Raw genomic sequence first — 19,898 nt, 5'->3', positions numbered from 1 at the left:
GCGATGGCGGCGCAAGGATAGTGGACAAATTTGGCAAGAATGGGGCAACGCCATGCAGTTGCGCGAAAGACGGACAGACAAGCTTAAATTAGACCAATTTCTGTCTTGACGGATGGGTCCACTGTAACCGGGCAATGCTGCTTGGAAAGGTCGTCGTTTGTTGTGAAATTTGAGCTGGATTCGGCCACAGGCATGATTCAGTGGCTGAATTCATTGAAAATCTCGGGTTATTCGAGCTGCCCTGTTGTAATAGCCAATTACCTCGACCAACTCTCGCTGCGCAGGACATAGCAGCCGGATCGTCAAATTGACTGACCCAGTTCGGAAAAGACCTTCTCTGCATCTACTGCGCGGAGCTCACCAGAACGATAAGCCGCCATGCGATCCTCAGCTTCCTTGAGCCACAAGGAATCCATGGCCCGGTCAGGTTGATCCAAACTTCCTATGAGGCCTTCCACGAGTGCCGCACGATCTCCGGGCGGAAGCCGAAGGGTCTCTTGTAGTACCGATTTTGCTGAAGTTGACATGATTTAGTCTCCGCGCCAAGCGCCAACTATTTTACCCTCAACCGCCAAGCAAATCTAACGTTAAAGCTAACCCGCCGCCGGAGCGCGACGCGCGGAGGGAACCCACCCGCGTAGCGGGTGGGCGGTCGGGTTGAGCGCGAGGTTAGGGAAGCGCTGATTTATTCAGTGCTTCCCGCTTGGGGCAGGATGCCCCAACACGAACAAAGACGTAAGTCTTTGATTCGTGAGAGCCATCGCGGGCGTGTACCGCGATGAGCGAGCTGATTTATTCCATGGATGGAATAAATCAGCATTTACTTAGGCTTGTTCAGCGTGTTTTATAGATGCGCTTAAAGTTCACCCGATTCGCAAACAGTTTGTAACAACCAAAAACTCCGCCAACTAAAATAACAACAAAGGTTATCCACCCAACGACTGAGTTACTGTTTGCCCCTATCCAAGCACCCAGAAACGTGGCCGCAATAAATACTGCCAAAAAGGCTGAATTGGGTGTGCCGTATTCAATCTCAGCCTGGCAACCGGTGCAAACATTAGCCCCATGAGGTACTTCGGTGCGGCAATGCGGGCATACATGATTTTCCATCTCATCTCCTTGAGTTGATTTACAATTGATCAATAACGTAATTTAGACAGCATGATAATTGGCGGAGTTTGCCAACCAATCAATTTGGATTTGATGTAACTGTCCGTTTTTCATGCTTTTTATCCCTTGTCTTGTTCAATTAGGCAGCCTAGAATTTTGCGGATGAATCGTCAAGAATTTAATCGGCACCCGCCAAAATTGTTGGATTGGGTACGTGCCGAGATTCTAATTCGGCGCTATTGTGCTTGCATGGAAGCGGGCTTGTGATTTGGGCGCGGTGGCTGCGTTTCAGCGGCCTGTTGAGGCTCCTGTCCTTTTGACTGGCACTGTGGCATTCTTTACGTGGCATAATGCTTGGCTTAATGCACCTTTCACCATGAACCTGTAGCCATGCCTCACACCCAGCCCAATCCACGCCAAGCCGCCCTCGATTACCATGAGTTTCCCCTGCCGGGTAAAACGGCAACGGCCATCACCAAGCCCGCGCAATCCGCCCGTGATCTTGCGCTGGCATATTCACCCGGCGTGGCTGAACCCGTTCGTGCCATTGCCGCGAACCCGGATGATGCCTATCGCTATACCAACAAGGGCAACCTTGTGGCTGTGATTTCCGATGGCTCGGCCATCCTGGGGCTCGGGAATCTCGGTGCGCTGGCGAGCAAGCCGGTCATGGAAGGCAAGGCGCTGCTGTTCAAGAAATTCGCGAACATCGACGCGATTGACCTTGAAGTGGAAACCCAGGACCCAAAGGAATTCATTGATACCGTGCGTCGGTTGGGGGCGAGTTTCGGCGGCATCAATTTGGAAGATATTTCCGCCCCGCGTTGTTTTGAAATTGAACGTGCGTTGATCGAGGCGATGGATATCCCCGTATTCCACGACGATCAGCATGGCACGGCCATCATTATCGCCGCCGGTTTGGTCAATGCCCTGAAAATTCAGGGCAAAAAACTCGAAGATATTCGCTTGGTATTGGTGGGCGCGGGTGCCGCGGGTACGGCGACCTTGCGATTGTTGCTGGATATGGGGCTAAATCGTGAGCAACTGCGCGTGGTGGATAAAGTCGGCGTCCTACACACCGGTTTGACCGATCTGCCGGCACACCATGCCGCCGTGGTGGCCGAAACCGATGACCGGACACTTGAAGATGCCCTGCGTGGTGCCGATGTGTTCCTCGGACTGTCCGCACCGAACCTGTTGAGTGCCGAGATGCTCAAAAGCATGGCCGCTCGCCCGGTGGTGTTCGCGCTGGCCAATCCCGACCCGGAAATCCGCCCGGAATTGGCGCACAGCGTGCGTGATGATCTGATCATGGCGACGGGGCGCAGCGATTATCCCAATCAGGTCAACAATGTGCTGGCGTTCCCGTTCATTTTTCGTGGCACGCTCGATTGCCGTGCATCGCGTATCACACCGAACATGAAAATCGCCTGCGTCGAGGCGCTGGCGGCGCTGGCGCGTGAACCCGTGCCCGAGAGCGTGCTGTCGGTCTACGGGGTCGATACATTGACCTTTGGCGCCGAGTACATTCTGCCCAAGCCATTCGACCCGCGCCTCATCGAGCGGCTGCCCGCCGCAATCGCTGCCGCCGCCGAGAAAGACGGCGTGGCGCGAATGGCTTACCGGCCTTATCCGTCTTCATCGAACGCGTGAGCGAACATCCGTTGGCGCAGCAGGATATGTCTCAGGTTATGTCTGAACCAACGTCTTCGGGTTCGTCTCCTGCCGTGAGCCGTGCTTGGCTCATTGACTCCCACGCGCAGATCTGGCGAGCATGGCACGGGGCGGATAAAACCCGTGTTGATGCCGATGGGCAGCCCGTAGGCGCGGTTTTAGGGTTCGCCGATGCCTTGTTGACACTGCTCGAATCGGTGTTCGACCAAAACATTCAGCCACCTGTGGCGCCTCATGCCGAGCATGGCCCCGTGATCGTCTGTACCTTCGATGCGCCCTGCAATCGCAGCTTCCGGCAAGCCATCTACCCCGCATACAAGGCCCACCGTCCGCCCGCACCCGCCGAGCTGACCGCACAACTCCCGCGCTGCCGCGCCCTGGCCGAGGCGGCGGGCCTCTGTGCCATCGATCATCCGGGCTATGAAGCCGACGATGTAATCGGCACCCTGGTGCAGCGTTTGCGCAAACGCAACCGTGCCGTCACCATCATTACCGGCGATAAGGATCTGGCCCAGTTGCTGGGGCCGGATGATCGCTGGTTCAACCCGATGCGGCAAAAGGTGCTGGCGTACGGCGACGTGGAACGGCACTTTGGCGTTAAACCGCAGCAAATCGCGGACTGGCTCGCACTGACCGGGGACACCGCCGACAATATCCCCGGCGTGCCCGGCATCGGCCCGCGCATTGCCGGTAGTCTGCTCAAGAAACACGGCACGATTGATGGGATTTACGCCAATCTGGCTGCTGTGTACGGCATGAAATTCCGCGGGGCGCCGCGCGTGCAGAAACTGCTGGCCGAAAATGAGCCCTTGGTGCGTTTGTCGCGCCAGCTCACCGGCATTGTGTGCGATTTGCCCTTGAACCTTACCCCTTCCCCCTGGTTGGGTCTCGGCGAGAATCTGCCTCAAATTCTGCGTGTGGCGGGTGTTGATGAGTACCGGATCGCCCGCTGGGCGCGGCTCCCCCGGTTTGAGAAATCGCAATCGGTTGCCGCCTGATGACATGTTGATTGCATTCAACAAGCCATTCGATGTTCTCTCGCAGTTCACGCCGGAACCCGGTTCTTCCGCGGCCACACTGGCCGATTTCATCAATCAGCCGAATGTCTATGCTGCGGGTCGGCTGGATCGAGATAGCGAAGGATTGTTGCTCCTGACCGATGATGGTCGTTTGCAGGCACGACTCACGCAACCCGATGCCAAGCAGCCCAAAACCTATCTGGCTCAAATCGAGGGCGAGATCACGCCGGAGGCATTGAGTCAATTGCAGGCCGGTGTGGTGCTCAAAGACGGCAAAACCCGCCCTGCCGTGGCGCGTGCCGTGCCGGAACCCGACTGGCTTTGGCCGAGAACACCGCCGATTCGTGTGCGAAAGAATATCCCGACCAGCTGGATCGAATTGACGATTACCGAAGGCAAAAACCGCCAGGTGCGCCGGATGACAGCAGCGGTTGGTTTCCCGACACTTCGCCTGATCCGCGTTGCCGTGGGCGGCTATCGACTGGGCGAACTTCAGCCGGGCCAATGGGTTCTGATTGAATCTTGATCATCGCCTTGATTTTTTATGAAGTGGTGTGGGTATCAGTTTATCGACGGCTTCAGTTTCAGTGTATAAGTACTTGAGTTGGCGGTAAGGCCACTGGTTGTTTGTGCCTGAACCTCACCCTGGAAGTTTGGCGAATCCAAATGCGTCTGGCTGACTTGGCCCAGTTGAATTTGATACGTCTGTTTTTGAGTAGGCTGACTAGGACTGGCTGGTGGATTTTCGCCAGTTTGCGAATGACCAGAGCCGCCGCCACAACTGGATAAACCAGCAACAGAAAATATGGCTAATATGATGGCGGTTATGTTTCGAGTGGGAAGAGAATGATGCATTTTCTTAACGCGCACTTGGGAAAATGCCGCTATCGCAGATACACCAGGTCATATTGTTTGGCGTACTGGCTCTCATATCCGGCAGGGCAAAAGTGCTCGTGCCGTTGCCACCATAGGTTGTGCCCAACAGACTAAATAAAGCCGTATTTGACGAAATGGATAAAAGTTGGCCATTGGCGGGCAGCCCGACACAACGCTTGCTTGCCACCAGTGTCATTTGCCCGATCGTGCATTCAGTACCGTTGGCAGCTAACGCTGAGCCGGTGTTCTGGCCAAAATACGTAGACAATGTGGAATCACCCGGCGGACCTTGAATTCCCTGTGGGCCTTGAGGCCCTGCTGGTCCCTCAGGCCCCTGCGGACCAATGGGGCCGGTCGCTCCTTGAGGCCCAGAGGGCCCCATGGGTCCAGGTGCACCCGGAGCACCCGCAGGGCCAACCGGTCCAGATGGCCCTTGAGGCCCCGCGGGCCCAGGGGCACCCTTTGGGCCAGATGGTCCTCTTGGGCCCGCTGGACCTTGCAGCCCTGATGGGTTTCCTATCCAATGTCCGGCTGAATCGATAACGGGCACCACACCGACGTTGGTGCGGATGCCGATGCTGGTTGGTGTTATGTCACCGGTAGCATTTGTAGCGCTGACGGCATACGGAGGGATAAGTGGAAGGCGAGGGCTCATTTCGCTATCGGTGCCAATTTGAATGCCCACCACAGCTGTGCTTATATCAAAGTCGCTTGGCAAGGGATTGGCTGGATCATTTCCAAGGATGACTGTAAATGCGCCTTGATTGAATTGAACCGGCTGTGTGCTGCTCCAAAGTACATTAGCACTCGCAAGAGCTGAGCCGTAGAGCGTGAAGGTGACATTTGCAGTGCCATTTTCGGGTTGATTGGTTTGCTTGTTGCTTACGGTGCCTGAGAGCGTAATTGGACTTGGATTGGCGGCCCACGCGAACGGAACGTGAAACACGTACAGCAAAAAAACTAACCGAATGAACAATTTTGAAAGCCGCATGTTTCGATTCCTTCTGTGAATGCTTGCTTGTTTTTTCAGTTTACCTGCAAATATATTGGTCGAATATTCTTAAATATTTATCAAGATCAAAATAAATTATGACTCCAAAAACCTATTCGTAAAATTTATCAGGCTGCGGTTTAGAATTACTACTTTCTCAATCAGCGGTGTTTTGACAGAGGTGTGGCATGAACAATTCAGGAGTTTCGAGGTACTTTTTCAAGATGTTGATGTTGGTGGCTAAGCGAGTACGCACCCTGTGGCAGCGACGGGGCCGTTGCTCCACCGTATGGGGTGCGGTTATTTTATTGGCGTCACTGACAGGAGGAGCAGCCCATGCCGATCCGGGTGATGTCGTCACGGCCAAACGACTGGGTATGCCGCTGGCGGCCAAGATCGCGGAAAAAGCGGTCGAGGTCTGCCAGGGTCGTGGTTACAACGTCAGTGCCGTCGTGGTGGATCGTGCAGGCGATCCGCAAGTGGTGATGCGGGGTACGCAGGCGAATCGGTTTACGATTCAGATCGCCACCGACAAGGCGCGTTCGGTGATTCTCTCGGGTGTGGATTCCAGCGTGTTCCGGCGCAACCGTGAAGACATCCGTTTGGAGATGGATCATGTGGATGGCATTCTGGTGCTGGATGGCGGCGTGCGGATCGATTCGGCGGGCACCTTGATCGGCGCGCTGGGCGTCAGTGGCGCGCCCGGCGGCGACAAGGACGAAGCCTGTGCCCGCGCAGCGGTTGAAGCCTACGTCGGCCGATTGGATCTGCCCTGATCCACCACTCGCGTTACTGCTGGCTGAGCGCTGTGTCCGGGCGCGCCAGACAGTTTGGTAAAACGGTGCCCTTCAGCGTGATGGTGGCCGTATTGCCCTTCGACCAGAACACCGTGGCCGGGTCGTTTTCAGCAACGTAGCGCGCGCCATCGGCAGACACGCTCCGATTTAGTTTGATCGTCTGCCCCTCTATCTTCATCGTCACCGAATCTGTTTGGCCGGACACCATGACCGGTGTCGACCCGCACATCATCGCGGTTGTGAACACTTCTGTTTCAAATGGTTTGAGCTTCACGACGCCAAGCTGCTGCTTGTCTGTGCTGACCGTGATCGGCTCGGAAATCCAGGTGATCCGATTGGCCGAAATAATGCTGGCGCGTAACAGGTAAGGGTGGTTGACCATTAACCGTCCCTTGGGAATCAGCAATTGGAAATCGATAGGCACTTGCCTGCCATTCAGCGGGATGTGCTCTTCGGTGATCAGTTGATCCGGCTGTGTGCCGTCATGCAGTTCAATGACAGCGGTGCTGTCGGTTGGCAAGGCGATTCGCGCCTTGTAACTGAGGCTGCCTGTGAACACGGTATCGGTTTGGGTTACCGCCGGAGTGGCGCCGAAAAAGGGGAATGAAGCGCATCCGCTGAGCCCCAACAGGGTGACACCCAGTAGAGACAGAACAGCGCAAAAGCGGGTTCGAACAGACCAAGTCAGGGGTGTGGACGACAATTTGTAATGCATGGTCAACTCCTGTTGTTGTCTAATTGGTTAATTGTACTTCTGTCCGGGATTCCCTGCCTGTTGGCGTTATTGATGCTCCATTCCCTATGACCAATATGTTTTTATAGCTATTTTGGTTATGATGTCCAAATGTGGCAAATTGATGCAGGAAAGGGGTGGTTTATGAGCGAATCTCAAGAAAGTACGCATGTTTATCGGCATGGCCGCGGCTCGGATGAGCAACACCGCCGGGATCAGGCCCTGTTCAAGCAACTGCTGATCGACCATAAGCAGCTTCGGCGTGAAACCGAGGCGTTGCCGAACGGCATTCGTGTGCAGACGACGAGCGAGAACCCTGAGCTGGTTCGTATCATTCAGGAGCATGTCGAAGGGATGAAAGTTCGGTTTGGCAGTGGCCGCGCCATTCGGTCATGGGACCCGTTATTCAGCGCCCTGTTCGAATACCGCGAAGAGATTTCCATGTTCTACCGGAACATAGAAAATGGCGTAGAAGCGCAATTGACGGCGGATGATCCCAAATTGATCGAGCTGATCCATGCCCATGATCAGACATTGCATCAGTTCGTTGAACGGGGATTTGATGCCTCCCGGCACCCGAGCCCCGTCCCTGAATGGGTGCAGGAGGCTTACCGGTCGGCTTGACGCTCAGGTGCTATGCCGGTGTTGGGACAGCCGTACTGGCGATACAATCTTTGTTGCTGGCCTTCGATCCATTGCTTGATTTCTTCGGTTAGCGCATCGGCTTTCTTCCCTGCAATGGGGATGGGCGGCCCGATCACAACATGAATGGTGCCGGGGTATTTCAGAAACTGCCCCTTTTTCCAGTGGCACCCGCTATTGAGCGCAATGGGGATCACATCTGCCTTGGCCTGGAGTGCGAGCATCGCCGCACCGATCTTGTAACTGGGTTCGGCGTCCGGGCTGTAACGGGTTCCTTCGGGGAAAATAATCACATCCCGCCCCTGGCTTAACGCAGCCTTGCCCTGTTTGATGATCTGCTTGAGTGCCTGGCTGCCTGCCTTCCGGTCAATAGCGATGGGGCCCATGCCCGCCAGGCCGGTGCCGAAAATCGGAATCCAGAGCAGTTCCTTTTTCAGAACAAAGGCGGGTTGATGCAGTAGCTGGGGCAAAATCATCGAATCCCAGGTGGACTGATGCTTGGATGCGATCAACCGCCCAGGCGCTCCGGCAAGATGCTCGCGCCCCTCGATCTGCCAGCGCAACCCCACGATGATGCGGGCGAGCCAGAACACGACAAACCCGTAACTGAACATCACGTAATACCGCCGCCGCGCGGGCAGCAACCAGCCGATCAGCATGACCGGGATATACGGGATGAGCATCACATAACTGATCAGCAAAAATAAAAGGGAGCGAATAAACGCGAGCGGCATATTGATCGTGTCCGTTTAACCATTGAGTTGCGTCAGGTCGGCAATGCTGAGGAACAACGCGCCGGTCTGTTGCAGCAGAGCCAGCCGGTTGCGTCGAATGGCCGCGTCGTCCGCCATGACCATGACTTCATCGAAGAAACGGTCAATCGGTGCCCGCAGTTGGGCCAGCTCCGTGAGCGCGTCGGTGTATGCGCGCTCAGCTGTGGCGGCGCGAATACGTGGTGTTATCTCAGTGACCGCGTCAAACAACGCTTTTTCGGCGGCTTCCTGTAGTAGATCGACTTGAATGTGACCGTCGACCGGCTGTTCCTGCTTTTTCAGAATGTTCTGAATGCGCTTGTTACCGGCGGTGAGCGGTTCGGCTTCCGGCAGATTCAGGAATTCGTTGACCGCCACCATGCGTTGTTCGAAATCCAGCGGTCGGGTCGTGCCCACGGCGGCGACAGCGGCAAACACATCGGCGCGGATGGCGCGATCGAGGCTATAGCGGTATTGCCGTTCGGTGATGAATTCAAACACGGCCTGTACATGCTCGACGGCTTCCGGAATGATCGAATCAAGGCCTTTGGCCGCCTGTTCCAGCAAGGATTTGAGATCAAGATCCAGTTGTTGCTCGACGATGATGCGCAGCACGCCCAGCGCCGCACGACGCAGGGCGAACGGGTCCTTGGCACCGGTCGGCGCCTGGCCGATGGCGAAAATCCCCATCAGGGTGTCGAGCCGGTCGGCCAGTCCGACTGCCTGCGATACCGCATCGCCAGGCAACGCGTCTCCGGCACGGCGTGGCAGATAGTAATCGTCTTGCGCTTGCGCCACGGCAGCGGGCTCGCCGTCGTGGGTGGCCAGATAACGCCCCATGATGCCTTGCAGCTCGGGGAATTCACCCACCATGTGGCTTTGCAGGTCGCATTTGCACAGGCGCGCCGCACGCCGTGTCTGCGTAACGTCGCCGCCGATCAGCTCGGCAATGTACTCGGCAAGCCGTTCAACACGGATGGTCTTGTCGAACAAGCTGCCCATACGCTGCTGGAAGATCACGGTTTTAAGTGACTCCAGATGCGATTCCAGCGTGTGTTTACGGTCTTCATTCCAGAAGAACAGCGCATCGGCAAACCGCGGACGAATCACGCGCTCGTTGCCTTCGCGCACCGCAGCGGGGTTCTTGCTGTCGATGTTGGCGATGGTGATGAACCACGGCAGCAGGCGGTTTTGCGCATCGACCAGCGGGAAGTATTTCTGGTTACCCTGCATGGTGGAAATCAGCGCCTCGTGCGGCACTTGAAGGAAGGATTCCTCGAATTTGCCTGCCACGGCCACGGGCCATTCGACCAGTGCGGTCACTTCATCCAGCAGATCGTCATCCACACGTGCCGTGCCGCCGAGATCACTCGCGATGGCTTCGATCTGCGCCTGAATTTTGCTGCGCCGTGCCGCGAAATCGGCAAGCACAAAGCCTTGCTTCTCCAGCAGGTCGGCATAGCTTGCGGGTGATTCGATGGTGATGGCTGCCGGGTGATGGAAGCGGTGGCCGAAGGTTTCTCGACCGGCTTTCACGCCCAGAATCTCGGTGTCGATGACCGTGTTGCCGTGCAGGGCAACCGCCCAGTGAACCGGACGGATGAATTCCACCTCGTGGCTGCCCCAGCGCATCCGCTTGGGCGTGGGCAACTTGTCCAGCGCGCGGGCAATGGCGGCTGGAATAATCTCGGCGGCGGTTTTGCCCGGTTGGGTGTGGCGATACACGAGCCAGGTGCCCTTGTCCGTTTCGATTTTTTCGAGTGCGTCCACCGTCACGCCGCAGGAGCGGGCGAAGCCTTCCAGTGCGCGACTGGGCTTGCCTTCCGCGTCGAAGGCGCTTGCCAGTGCCGGGCCCTTGCGCTCAACGGCCTGCTCGGGCGTGCTGGCGGCCACGTCGCGAATCAGCACGGCCAGGCGGCGTGGCGCAGCGTAGCTTTGATGCGTTCCAAAGGATAGACCCGCTTCGCGCAGTCCGGTCAGAAGTTCTTCGGTCAGGGCATCGCTCAAACGCAGCAGCGCTTTGGGGGGCAGTTCTTCGGTGCCCAGTTCGAATAGAAAATCGGCGCGATCAGTCATGTGGATAGTCCAGAAAAGCGTAACTTTTTAGTAAGCCATTATTTATTAAGCTGTGGCGTTGCGTGCCAGCATCGGAAAGCCCAGGGCCTCACGACGGGCGTAATAGGCTTCGGCCACACCGCGAGCGAGGGTGCGTACACGCAGAATAAAGCGTTGGCGCTCGGTGACGGAAATGGCGCGGCGCGCGTCCAGCAGGTTGAAGGCATGCGAGGCTTTGAGCACCTGCTCGTAAGCGGGCAGCGGCAGGCCGAGTTCCACCAGACGCAGTGATTCGCGCTCGGCCTGATCGAACAGCCCGAACAGGAAGGCGGTGTCGGCCTGTTCGAAGTTGTAGGTGGATTGTTCCACTTCGTTTTGGTGATACACATCGCCATAGGTGATGATGCCCGCCTCGCTCTTGCTCCAAACGAGATCGTACACGCTCTGCACCCCCTGCATGTACATTGCCAGGCGTTCGAGACCGTAAGTGATTTCGCCAGAAACCGGGCGGCAATCGAGCCCGCCGATCTGCTGGAAGTAGGTGAATTGCGTGACTTCCATGCCGTTGAGCCACACTTCCCAACCCAGACCCCAGGCCCCGAGCGTGGGCGATTCCCAGTTGTCTTCCACGAAGCGGATGTCGTGGGTGAGCGGGTCGAAGCCCAGCAGGGCGAGCGAGTCGAGGTAGAGTTGCTGGATGTTGTCCGGCGAGGGTTTGAGCAGCACCTGAAATTGATAGTAGTGCTGCAAACGGTTCGGATTCTCGCCATAACGGCCATCGGTCGGGCGGCGGGAGGGCTGGACATAAGCGGCGCGCCACGGCTCCGGCCCGATCGCGCGCAGGAAGGTCGCCGGGTGGAAGGTGCCCGCGCCAACCTCGATATCCAAAGGTTGCAGCACGGCGCAACCCTGATTCGCCCAGAACTCGGACAGGGCGAGAATCAATCCCTGAAACGTGGATAAATCGTGATGGGTGTTCATTTCAATCGGCATAACAGGCTCATCGGCGGCGAATAAATGGCGCTTAGTATACTGAAGTTGAACGATCATCGGTGGCGCAAACGGGGCGTGGCGTGGTATTTTCGGCCTCTTTCAATTTTGAATTCATCCTTTGGACGCCACAGGCGCGGACCCGGCAATGGACCAACAACTCGACCAAGAACTCAATATCAGCCAAGCCATCGCGCTTGCCGTTGACCGGCGCGACCTTTCGCGTGAGGACATGCGTGCCGTGATGCGCCAGATCATGTCGGGTGGTGCCACGCCGGTGCAGGTGGCCGGCTTTATGGTCGCGCTGCGGATGAAAGGCGAAACCGTCGATGAAATCACCGCCGCCGCCGAGGTCATGCGCGAGCTGGCCGTTGGCGTGCGCGTCGATGTGCCGAACCTTGTGGATATTGTGGGCACGGGCGGAGACGGTTCGGCCTTATTTAATGTGTCCACCGCGTCGGGGTTTGTGGTGGCCGCGGCGGGGGGGCATGTCGCCAAGCACGGCAATCGATCCATTACGAGCAAATCCGGCAGTGCCGATATGTTGGAAGCGGCAGGCGTGGCGCTGGATGTGCCTGCCGATTGCGTGGCCGATTGCGTGCGCGAACTGGGTGTGGGGTTCATGTTTGCGCCCAAGCATCACGGCTCGATGCGCCATGCCGCCGTGCCCCGCAAGGAGCTGGGCGTGCGGACGCTGTTCAATGTACTCGGGCCGCTCACCAATCCGGCGAATGCGCCCTCGATGGTGATGGGCGTGTATGCCGAGCAGTGGCTCGAACCACTGGCGGCCGTGATGCACCTGTTGGGCGCCCGTCACGTTCTGGTCGTGCACAGTCACGATGGGCTGGATGAAATCAGCCTCGCCGAGGCGACCGAAGTGGCCGAGTTGCATCAAGGAAAAATCCACCGCTACCAGATCACGCCAGAGCAATTCGGTATTAAGCGCCAGCCTTTAACCTCCATGATCGTGACAGGTCCGGAGCAAAGCGTGAGCCTGGTGCGTTCAGCCTTGGGCGGAAAAGCGGGTTCTGTTGCCGATATGATCGCGCTCAATGCCGGTTCGGCGATTTACGCCGCCGACCTGACCGATACATTGACAGAGGGCATTGCCCGTGCGCAGGCGATTCTGAAATCTGGTACCGCACTGGCTAAACTCGATGCCCTGATTGCCAAAACCCAGGCCTGCCGGAATTCCACACATGACTGATACACCCGACATTCTGAAAAAAATCATCGCTCGAAAATGGGCCGAAGTGGCCGAGCGCAGTGCGATTCTCCCGCTGACGGAGCTGGCGCTGTTGGCGCGTGAGGCGGATGCGCCGCGTGGTTTTGTTGCTGCCTTGCGCCGAAAGATTGCTGCGGGTCAAGCCGCTGTCATAGCCGAGGTGAAAAAAGCCTCCCCCAGCCGGGGCGTGCTGCGTGACCCGTTCCATCCGGCTGAAATCGCCCGGCAATACGAGGCGGGCGGTGCTGCCTGTTTGTCCGTGCTGACCGATCATGATTTTTTTCAAGGCAATGAAGATTATCTGCGTGAAGCGCGCGCGGCCTGCCGGTTGCCGGTGCTCCGCAAGGACTTCATGGTCGATGAATATCAGGTGGTCGAAGCGCGTACGCTGGGTGCCGACTGCATTTTGCTGATCGTTGCCGCATTGAGCGATAGCGAAATGGCCGCCCTGCATAAGCAAGCCACCGATCTGGGTATGGATGTGCTGGTTGAGGTGCATGACGCCAACGAACTGCAACGTGCCCTGGCTCTGGGCATCGACATGGTGGGCATCAACAACCGCGATCTGCGTACGTTTGACGTCACGCTCGATACCACGCTCGAATTATTGAGCCAGATTCCACCGGATATTCTGGTCGTTACCGAGAGCGGTATCCTCTCGCCAGCCGATGTCGAGCGGATGCGCAGTAATCATGTGCATGCCTTTTTGGTCGGTGAAGCATTCATGCGCGCCGACGATCCGGGCGCGGCGCTGCACCATCTTTTTGGAGGAACAAGCAAATGAAAGCACGGGTGAAATGGGTCGAAGGCATGGCCTTCATGGCCGAATCCGATAGCGGGCACGGCATCATGCTCGATGGTTCGCCGGAAATCGGCGGGCGGAATCTGGGCGCGCGGCCCATGGAAATGGTGCTGATGGGGTTGGGCGGCTGCACCGCCATTGACGTGATGGTCATTCTGGGCAAACAACGCCAGCCGGTCGAAGACTGCTGGATCGAGCTCGATGCCGAACGCGCCGATGTGGCCGCACCCAAGGTATTCACCAAGATTCATGTGCATTATGTTGTCAAAGGCTCAGGCCTTGACCCGAAACAGGTCGAACGCGCCGTAAAACTCTCGGCAGAGAAATATTGTTCCGTCTCGGCAATGCTGAAAAACAGCGTGGATATTACCTACGACTTCGAGATTCGCAGTAATTAAATACCGCCTCAACCTGATCAATACGCAATGAAAAACCCCATGCTTGGGGTTTTACGAGGTTTCCATATGATCTCTATGGGCACCTCGAAGACTCCTTCCATGGAATTTTTCGAGGTGCCCCCTATGTGTTTTTACGCTTTTCCCTGATTACCAGAAATATCACCTAAAATGGATTCGCCCCAGGCAATGGTGCCATCACCCAGTGCCTTGCTCCATTTCTCGATTAGTTGGACATTCGCGAATTCAAAAGCACCTTTTTTCTTGTCATACGCGTACTGTGCTGAGACGGAGATCGACTCGACTGGCTCGTATTCAACCATCGAGAAACAAATGGTATGTGGGCTGATCCAGGGCGTATCTTTGCCCTTGGCGCGGTTGGCAATGACCTGAGCGACAAAGTGGCCTTCTGAGTTGGCGGTATTGGCGCTTTTTGAATAAGGCATCCAGCGTGAATCCCCTGTCACAAATACATCAGGGTGTCCTTTGACTGCGTAAGTATACGGGTCGATATCGGCTTCAAATTGCAAATCGCCCGGCTTGTTGATACCGAGTTTCTCTATCAGTTTCGATGCTCTGATGCGCGGATAAATGGCGGCATCATCGAAATGAATCGTGTCAAACGATGAGCTGATGGTTTTTTTCTCAACATCCACCGATTGGAAATCAAAGTTTGGAATGTATTCCACGTAATCTTTGTAAAGCTCGTTGAAGGCCGCATGGAACCCTTTTTTCTTGATGGTGATGTCCGGGTTCGCATCCAAATGAATGACCTTGCCCTTGATTTTGTGCTTTTTCATAAAGTCGGCAACAAGACAAGTGCGTTCATAGGGCGCGGGCAGGCAGCGATAATTCCCGGCAGGTGTCGTATTGAGCCAAATACCGCCTTTGAAGTTTTCTAATTTGTGCTTCAAGGAAATATGCTCTGAACCGGGCATGAAACCCGCTGGGTAATTTTGCCGCAGGATGTATTCTTCTTCTGGGTCTTTTACGCCGATCGAGGTGTAGTTGTAATCAATACCCGGTGCGATAACCAGCCAGTCGTAGCCGATTTTTCCTTGGTCGGTGTACACCATCTTGTTTTCAAGATCGGCGTCATAGACGGTGGATTGAGCATAAAGATAACCGCCATTTTTCGCAGCATCCAGGTAGCTGCGACAGAAATAATTCAAGTCCATCCCGCCGACCATGTAGAGATTGCTGAGCGGGCAGAACTGATAGGTGGCATTGCGCTCCAGCAAGACGACTTGCATATCCGGCGCTGCTTGACGCAGGTATCGAGCGATCGTCAGACCGGAAACCCCACCGCCGATAATGACAGTCCGCTGACCTTTTGCTTTGGGTATATCCATTGCGGCATCGGGATGGACTGAGGCAGCACTCATCGTGCTCGCTGCTGCTTCTTTTTTTGTAGAGGCTGTTGTGCAACCTGAAAAGAGGGTTGCTGATCCAGCTGCGCCAGCGGCGGAGGCGATCTTCAGAAAGTGACGTCTATCCATCATGTTTCTCCTGTTTTTATGAAAGACGTTTCACTTGAAGCATTTGTTATGCCACACATAACTGGCGATATAAATCAATTGGTTGACTGCATATTATCTGCTTTAATCGCATTGTCATGACAATGCGACATGACAACATGACATAAGTTGGCATAAAGAAAGACTGAATTAGTCTATTTTTGAATTAGTAGGCATGAAAAACTTTTCTTGCCCGTGTGCCACAAGGAAGTGGCACTGCACAATCATGCAAGCGCTTGAAGAGCGATTCGTGCAGAGGCTCCTTAAGAGTGCCTCAAAAAACCTTTCGAGCCGCCCGTGCACCACATAATAGGCGTGGTGCCGTGAAATCACGAAAGCGATTGAAATAGAGAGGGTTGGTTATGGCTGGATACATCCATGTGCCCAGCCCTTTGGGAAACGCAAATCGTTTCATAGTTGCTCCCAGCAACGATATTGGTTTCCCGCGACGAACGTCCTTAAAAAATCCCAAGGATGGGGTTTTTCGAAGTGCCCTTAAGTGGCCTTATGTTTTTTCAATTTTCGATAGAGTGTGCGCTCGCTGATACCCAATGCCTCAGCGACTTTTCTGCGGTGACCACTAAAGGCCTTCAGTAGTCGATTAATCAACAGATGTTCCTGTTCAGCCAAAGAAGTCGGCGTGTATTCGTCCTGTGGCTGTTCCTGTGGCTGTCTTGCGCTGCCCATGCTCGGGGCTTTGTTGTTCGGTAAGATCTGTGTTTCAAATCCCAGGTGATGAGGCTCGATATGTGTGGTCTCGGCCAAGGTGATCGCGCGTTGCACCCGATTTTTTAGTTCTCGTATATTTCCTGGAAAATCATGTTGTTGCAATTTTTCTATGGCATTTGCGGAAAGACAGCACTGCCGTCCGCTTTTTTTATTTATCTGCTCTATGAAGTATTGTGCCAGTGGGAGAATGTCCTCAGTGCGGTCGCGCAGACAGGGAATAGTCATGCTGATACATGCCAGTCGATAATAGAGATCGGCTCTGAATTGGCCTTGCTCGACGGATTCTTCAAGATCCCGGTTGGTGGCGGCAATGACCCGAAAATCGACTTCGATATCGCGACGGCCCCCTACCCGACGGATACGGCGTTGTTCGAGTAAACGCAGTAACTTTGCCTGCATGGGCATGGATAGTTCGCCAATTTCATCCAGAAAAAGAGTACCGCCCTGTGCCTGCTCGATCAGGCCTTGTATTTGATGGTTGGCGCCAGTGTATGCCCCGGCCTCATGGCCGAATAATTCGGCTTCGAACAAGGACTCTGTGAGCGTTGTGCAATCAATGGTAACCATTTGCGCGCGATGGCGCTGGCTGTGTCGATGGACATGGCAGGCGGCCATTTCTTTGCCGACTCCGCTTTCACCAAGCAAGAGGATAGGAGCGTCCGACCGTGCCGCCATATCAAGTTGATGAAATACTTTTTGAGAGCGCGGTGAAAGTGAGGGTATCCACTCTGAGCTGGTTTGAGGCGGCTGATCGGATTGCAGTGCTGAATCGATGTTGGTTGGTTCGTTTTGAGTGTCAACTTTTGTTACGCGCTCGGCCAGCAAATACTCACCATTGTCCAGCGGAATGATCTGCCCATGAATTCGTACACGTTCATAACCACCATGACCATCGCAGTGCTGATGTTGCACTTCATGGCAGCGGTGCTGTTTGAATACCTGTTGATGCGGGCAATCATCGCCAAACTCATGACATGGCCGATTACGACCATGGGAGACCTGATAGCAGGTACGTCCGATGACTTGCTCTGATGAAATACCATGAATGTCGGTGTAGGCCGCATTAGCCGCAATGATTTGATAATTCTTGTCGATCAGAACAAGGGGATCACGTGCGGTGTCAACTAAGGCTGCAAATCCGCAATGATTTGTTTTGGTGCGAGCGGTCGTGAAGCGAGTGTTGTGATCAGACACGATGCTTTGCCTCCGATGTGTCAACTTGTCAGTAACACTACATGGCCGCTAGAGTGAATTCAATGCTGCAATTGTATGGTTTTATGCGTGTTTGCCCTCTATTTCTGCATGGCTCTATCGCTACCATTTACCGTACTTCACGATGAGTGGTTGTCAGTGATTTGGCGATGAGTTCCACCGGATGCAAAACGGGTGAAGCCAGCCCGACAGCGATATGTGTCGCGCAGCCAATATTGGCCGAAACCACGAAATCCGGATTCAGTTGTTCAATTTCTTCGAGTTTCGGTGCGCGCAGTGCGTCGGCCTGATTGGGATACATTAATACATGCATTCCGGCCGCCCCACAGCAGCGGTCATTGGTGGCCAGTGGTACGAGATTCAACTCCGGGATTCTTTGCAGCAGTCGCTCGGTGCTGCGAGGTTGTTTGAGCACGCGGGTCTGGCTGCAGGGCAAATGAATGGCCACGCGCGCCGGGATCGGTTGCAAAGATGGCCATTGGTCATCGGGAACTTGGGCGAGGAAATCGGTGATTTCCATAAAAGGTACATCACCCTGATCTCGCTGAAGTTCGCTGGCGCAGGCGGTGCCGATGACGACGATGGCGCTTAAGTTCCTGTCAGCAAATGCCGTGCGGTTTGCCGCACGCAGACGGGTAGCCTCCGAGATGTCGCCGCCGTGTTGGTGCATGGCGCCGCAGCAAACTTGAGCGGTTGGTATCTCCACCGCATAACCCAAGGCATTGAGCGCTATGATGCTGGCACGCACGGCATCACTGTTTAATGACTCGCCGGTGCAGCCGATGAAAAGCCCGACGGTTTTGGTCGTGGCCTCTGGCGCAGGGGCGGTGCTTATCCTGCCATTCGGACGGAATCGCCTGGGAAGAACGGGCGGCAGGATTTGCCCCATTCGTCCGCCAAAGCGCCGAATCATGTCGGTTGCCTTTAATCGGTCGAGCAGGGAGAGCGCAGTCCAAATTGCGCCGAAGACCCGTCGCTGACTCAACACATGGTGACGCAGCCAAATCCAGCGTTTGGAGGCGGCTCGCGGTCGTGTGTTGGCTGTTTCTGATTCGAATTCATCGTGTGCCAGTGCGTCGCGAACCTCGTCGATCAGTTCGCCATAGTGAACGAGCGAAGGGCAAACCGATTCGCAGGCGCGGCAGGTCAGGCAACCATCAAGATGCGCCACCACGCCCGCATCGAGCGCGAGTGTGCCGCCCGCCAAACCGAGTGCGAGACTGATGCGTCCGCGCGGACCGTCCGCTTCATTGTGAGACAGGGCAAAGGTGGGGCAGTGGGGGACGCAGATGCCGCACATCACGCACTCGAGCGCATGGTGTTTGATGCGCATCTTTGCGTTTGAGCGGTCGGTGGAATCTGTCGGCGTGTTCATGCTCGCATCAAACCATGCGGCACTATTCGAGGCAAGTTGTGCGGCCGGTCGGAAGGAGGGGGGGTGAAATATACTTGCAATCCTTGAGTATTTTAGTTTATTCTAATACCGTTAATTGCTGATTTCCTTTGGTGGTTCTTGTTGCCGGCCCTTGCGCCGGCTCTTTTTTTGCCCACAAAACTTGTCGGAAGAAACCCGGTTCATCACCAAATGTCGAATTCGGCATCAGAATCACTTGTCAGTGGCGGCATGTTTCGCTAGAATCGCCGCCTCTTTGAATTAATGTCCGTTTTTCGGCACTCTTTTCGCTTCTTTGGGAGCTATATAAATGAAAACATTTTCCGCCAAGTCGGCAGAAGTCAAGCGCGACTGGTTTGTGATCGACGCATCAGGCAAAACCCTCGGCCGTTTGGCGACTGAAGTGGCGCGTCGCCTGCGTGGCAAGCACAAAGCTGAATTCACGCCGCATGTGGATACCGGCGATTACATCATCATCGTCAACGCGAAAGACGTCAAAGTCACCGGCAACAAAGCGCAAGACAAGATGTACCACTTCCATACGGGCTTCATCGGTAACATGAAGCACTTCACGTTCGAGAAAATGATCGAACGTGCGCCTGAGCGCGTCATTGAAATGGCGGTCAAAGGCATGTTGCCCAAGAACCCGCTGGGTCGCGACATGTTCCGCAAGCTCAAAGTATATGCCGGCGGTGAGCACAATCACGCGGCGCAACAACCCAAACCGCTTGATATCTGATCGGAGAATCATCAGTCATGGCAGTCACCCAAAATTACGGTACCGGTCGTCGCAAAACATCTGCGGCACGGGTTTTTCTTCGTCCTGGTAACGGCACGATCACCATCAACGGTAAAACCATCGAAGACTTCTTCGGTCGTGAAACGGCACGCATGGTCGTTCGTCAGCCTTTGGAACTGCTCGAAGTGGGTGACCGCTTCGATGTGTTCTGCACCGTGGCCGGTGGCGGCCCCAGCGGTCAATCAGG

Annotated in this window: 20 protein-coding genes; 10 read left to right on the top strand and 10 right to left on the bottom strand. The window is 55.4% G+C overall.

What is annotated here, in order from left to right; genetic code table 11:
• Positions 1–302: 302 nt before the first annotated feature.
• Complete coding sequence (locus PHD44_RS09815; RefSeq protein WP_300191030.1) at positions 303–527, bottom strand: addiction module protein; 225 nt, start codon at positions 525–527, stop codon at positions 303–305.
• A gap of 307 nt (positions 528–834) precedes the next feature.
• A complete protein-coding gene (locus PHD44_RS09810) occupies positions 835–1,110 on the bottom strand; it encodes a hypothetical protein (RefSeq protein ID WP_300191028.1) in 276 nt (91 codons plus the stop codon).
• A gap of 390 nt (positions 1,111–1,500) precedes the next feature.
• Here PHD44_RS09810 and PHD44_RS09805 point away from each other — a divergent pair, with 390 nt between their 5' ends.
• The 3 genes from PHD44_RS09805 to PHD44_RS09795 are packed head-to-tail and all read left to right on the top strand — an operon-like array spanning position 1,501 to position 4,329.
• A complete protein-coding gene (locus PHD44_RS09805; protein WP_300191025.1) occupies positions 1,501–2,763 on the top strand; it encodes a malic enzyme-like NAD(P)-binding protein in 1,263 nt (420 codons plus the stop codon).
• A gap of 38 nt (positions 2,764–2,801) precedes the next feature.
• A complete protein-coding gene (locus PHD44_RS09800; RefSeq protein ID WP_300191023.1) occupies positions 2,802–3,782 on the top strand; it encodes a 5'-3' exonuclease H3TH domain-containing protein in 981 nt (326 codons plus the stop codon).
• A 4-nt stretch (positions 3,783–3,786) separates the two neighbouring features.
• Entirely contained in the window at positions 3,787–4,329 is a 543-nt protein-coding gene (locus tag PHD44_RS09795) for an rRNA large subunit pseudouridine synthase E (RefSeq protein ID WP_300191032.1), read from the top strand.
• Positions 4,330–4,662: 333 nt separating this feature from the next.
• On the opposite strand, the gene PHD44_RS09790 is transcribed toward PHD44_RS09795, so the two are convergent.
• Positions 4,663–4,947, bottom strand: a complete 285-nt coding sequence (locus tag PHD44_RS09790; RefSeq protein WP_300191020.1) for a phage tail protein — start codon at positions 4,945–4,947, stop codon at positions 4,663–4,665.
• Positions 4,948–5,906: 959 nt separating this feature from the next.
• Here PHD44_RS09790 and PHD44_RS09785 point away from each other — a divergent pair.
• Entirely contained in the window at positions 5,907–6,446 is a 540-nt protein-coding gene (locus PHD44_RS09785; protein WP_300191017.1) for a heme-binding protein, read from the top strand.
• A 13-nt stretch (positions 6,447–6,459) separates the two neighbouring features.
• Here the strand turns inward: PHD44_RS09785 and PHD44_RS09780 are convergent, their stop codons facing one another.
• A complete protein-coding gene (locus PHD44_RS09780) occupies positions 6,460–7,182 on the bottom strand; it encodes a YbaY family lipoprotein (RefSeq protein ID WP_300191014.1) in 723 nt (240 codons plus the stop codon).
• A gap of 162 nt (positions 7,183–7,344) precedes the next feature.
• Between PHD44_RS09780 and PHD44_RS09775 the strand changes: the two genes are divergently transcribed.
• On the top strand, positions 7,345–7,824 hold the full coding sequence (locus PHD44_RS09775; protein WP_300191012.1) for a hypothetical protein: 480 nt from the start codon (positions 7,345–7,347) through the stop codon (positions 7,822–7,824).
• Here the strand turns inward: PHD44_RS09775 and PHD44_RS09770 are convergent.
• From PHD44_RS09770 to glyQ, 3 genes are read right to left on the bottom strand one after another with little or no spacing between them, the layout of a single operon-like run.
• Positions 7,809–8,576 carry a 1-acyl-sn-glycerol-3-phosphate acyltransferase gene (locus tag PHD44_RS09770; protein WP_300191009.1) on the bottom strand — a complete coding sequence of 256 codons (768 nt, stop codon included), beginning with the start codon at positions 8,574–8,576 and terminating at the stop codon, positions 7,809–7,811. The two genes, PHD44_RS09775 and PHD44_RS09770, sit on opposite strands and share 16 nt — an antisense overlap.
• A gap of 15 nt (positions 8,577–8,591) precedes the next feature.
• Entirely contained in the window at positions 8,592–10,670 is a 2,079-nt protein-coding gene (glyS, locus tag PHD44_RS09765; protein WP_300191007.1) for a glycine--tRNA ligase subunit beta, read from the bottom strand.
• 45 nt (positions 10,671–10,715) lie between these two features.
• Positions 10,716–11,642 (bottom strand): glycine--tRNA ligase subunit alpha, encoded by a 927-nt coding sequence (glyQ, locus tag PHD44_RS09760; RefSeq protein WP_300191004.1) that lies wholly within the window; start codon positions 11,640–11,642, stop codon positions 10,716–10,718.
• A gap of 145 nt (positions 11,643–11,787) precedes the next feature.
• Here glyQ and trpD point away from each other — a divergent pair, with 145 nt between their 5' ends.
• From trpD to PHD44_RS09745, 3 genes are read left to right on the top strand one after another with little or no spacing between them, the layout of a single operon-like run.
• Positions 11,788–12,846, top strand: coding sequence for an anthranilate phosphoribosyltransferase (trpD, locus tag PHD44_RS09755; RefSeq protein ID WP_300191001.1), 1,059 nt, complete (start codon positions 11,788–11,790; stop codon positions 12,844–12,846).
• Entirely contained in the window at positions 12,839–13,648 is an 810-nt protein-coding gene (gene trpC / locus PHD44_RS09750; protein WP_300190999.1) for an indole-3-glycerol phosphate synthase TrpC, read from the top strand. The genes trpD and trpC overlap by 8 nt, the downstream gene beginning before the upstream one ends.
• A complete protein-coding gene (locus tag PHD44_RS09745; protein ID WP_300190997.1) occupies positions 13,645–14,064 on the top strand; it encodes an OsmC family protein in 420 nt (139 codons plus the stop codon). Before trpC ends, PHD44_RS09745 begins: the two co-directional genes overlap by 4 nt.
• 131 nt (positions 14,065–14,195) lie before the next feature.
• On the opposite strand, the gene PHD44_RS09740 is transcribed toward PHD44_RS09745, so the two are convergent.
• From PHD44_RS09740 to PHD44_RS09730, 3 genes are all read right to left on the bottom strand, one after another.
• Positions 14,196–15,560 carry an FAD/NAD(P)-binding oxidoreductase gene (locus PHD44_RS09740; protein ID WP_300190994.1) on the bottom strand — a complete coding sequence of 455 codons (1,365 nt, stop codon included), beginning with the start codon at positions 15,558–15,560 and terminating at the stop codon, positions 14,196–14,198.
• 513 nt (positions 15,561–16,073) lie between these two features.
• The gene (locus tag PHD44_RS09735) at positions 16,074–17,501 is read right to left on the bottom strand and encodes a sigma-54-dependent Fis family transcriptional regulator (RefSeq protein WP_300190991.1); all 1,428 of its coding nucleotides are present in this window, start codon (positions 17,499–17,501) and stop codon (positions 16,074–16,076) included.
• 127 nt (positions 17,502–17,628) lie between these two features.
• Positions 17,629–18,894, bottom strand: a complete 1,266-nt coding sequence (locus PHD44_RS09730; RefSeq protein WP_300190988.1) for a (Fe-S)-binding protein — start codon at positions 18,892–18,894, stop codon at positions 17,629–17,631.
• Positions 18,895–19,222: 328 nt separating this feature from the next.
• Between PHD44_RS09730 and rplM the strand changes: the two genes are divergently transcribed.
• Together rplM and rpsI are read left to right on the top strand one after the other, a co-directional pair.
• Positions 19,223–19,651: a 50S ribosomal protein L13 gene (gene rplM, locus PHD44_RS09725; RefSeq protein ID WP_298218489.1), complete on the top strand. Its 429-nt coding sequence runs from the start codon at positions 19,223–19,225 to the stop codon at positions 19,649–19,651.
• Between the two features lie 17 nt (positions 19,652–19,668).
• Positions 19,669–19,898 (top strand): 30S ribosomal protein S9 (rpsI, locus tag PHD44_RS09720; protein WP_300190985.1); only part of this gene is annotated, 230 nt, incomplete at its 3' end.

Origin of the sequence: Halothiobacillus sp. (assembly GCF_028710545.1) — a bacterium.
Lineage (GTDB): Bacteria > Pseudomonadota > Gammaproteobacteria > Halothiobacillales > Halothiobacillaceae > Halothiobacillus.
The sequence above is the reverse complement of the archived record's forward strand: the minus strand, read 5'-3'. Positions and strand labels throughout refer to the sequence as shown.

What these genes read in the sequence shown, in the direction of transcription:
- PHD44_RS09795 (WP_300191032.1), top strand. Translation starts at nt 3,787, where the DNA reads ATGTTGATTGCATTCAACAAGCCATTCGATGTTCTCTCGCAGTTCACG.
- PHD44_RS09815 (WP_300191030.1), bottom strand. Translation starts at nt 527, where the DNA reads ATGTCAACTTCAGCAAAATCGGTACTACAAGAGACCCTTCGGCTTCCG.
- glyS (WP_300191007.1), bottom strand. Translation starts at nt 10,670, where the DNA reads ATGACTGATCGCGCCGATTTTCTATTCGAACTGGGCACCGAAGAACTG.
- PHD44_RS09745 (WP_300190997.1), top strand. Translation starts at nt 13,645, where the DNA reads ATGAAAGCACGGGTGAAATGGGTCGAAGGCATGGCCTTCATGGCCGAA.
- glyQ (WP_300191004.1), bottom strand. Translation starts at nt 11,642, where the DNA reads ATGCCGATTGAAATGAACACCCATCACGATTTATCCACGTTTCAGGGA.
- PHD44_RS09810 (WP_300191028.1), bottom strand. Translation starts at nt 1,110, where the DNA reads ATGGAAAATCATGTATGCCCGCATTGCCGCACCGAAGTACCTCATGGG.
- PHD44_RS09775 (WP_300191012.1), top strand. Translation starts at nt 7,345, where the DNA reads ATGAGCGAATCTCAAGAAAGTACGCATGTTTATCGGCATGGCCGCGGC.
- PHD44_RS09740 (WP_300190994.1), bottom strand. Translation starts at nt 15,560, where the DNA reads ATGGATAGACGTCACTTTCTGAAGATCGCCTCCGCCGCTGGCGCAGCT.
- rplM (WP_298218489.1), top strand. Translation starts at nt 19,223, where the DNA reads ATGAAAACATTTTCCGCCAAGTCGGCAGAAGTCAAGCGCGACTGGTTT.
- trpC (WP_300190999.1), top strand. Translation starts at nt 12,839, where the DNA reads ATGACTGATACACCCGACATTCTGAAAAAAATCATCGCTCGAAAATGG.
- PHD44_RS09780 (WP_300191014.1), bottom strand. Translation starts at nt 7,182, where the DNA reads ATGCATTACAAATTGTCGTCCACACCCCTGACTTGGTCTGTTCGAACC.
- trpD (WP_300191001.1), top strand. Translation starts at nt 11,788, where the DNA reads ATGGACCAACAACTCGACCAAGAACTCAATATCAGCCAAGCCATCGCG.
- PHD44_RS09805 (WP_300191025.1), top strand. Translation starts at nt 1,501, where the DNA reads ATGCCTCACACCCAGCCCAATCCACGCCAAGCCGCCCTCGATTACCAT.
- PHD44_RS09800 (WP_300191023.1), top strand. Translation starts at nt 2,802, where the DNA reads ATGTCTGAACCAACGTCTTCGGGTTCGTCTCCTGCCGTGAGCCGTGCT.
- PHD44_RS09730 (WP_300190988.1), bottom strand. Translation starts at nt 18,894, where the DNA reads ATGAACACGCCGACAGATTCCACCGACCGCTCAAACGCAAAGATGCGC.
- PHD44_RS09770 (WP_300191009.1), bottom strand. Translation starts at nt 8,576, where the DNA reads ATGCCGCTCGCGTTTATTCGCTCCCTTTTATTTTTGCTGATCAGTTAT.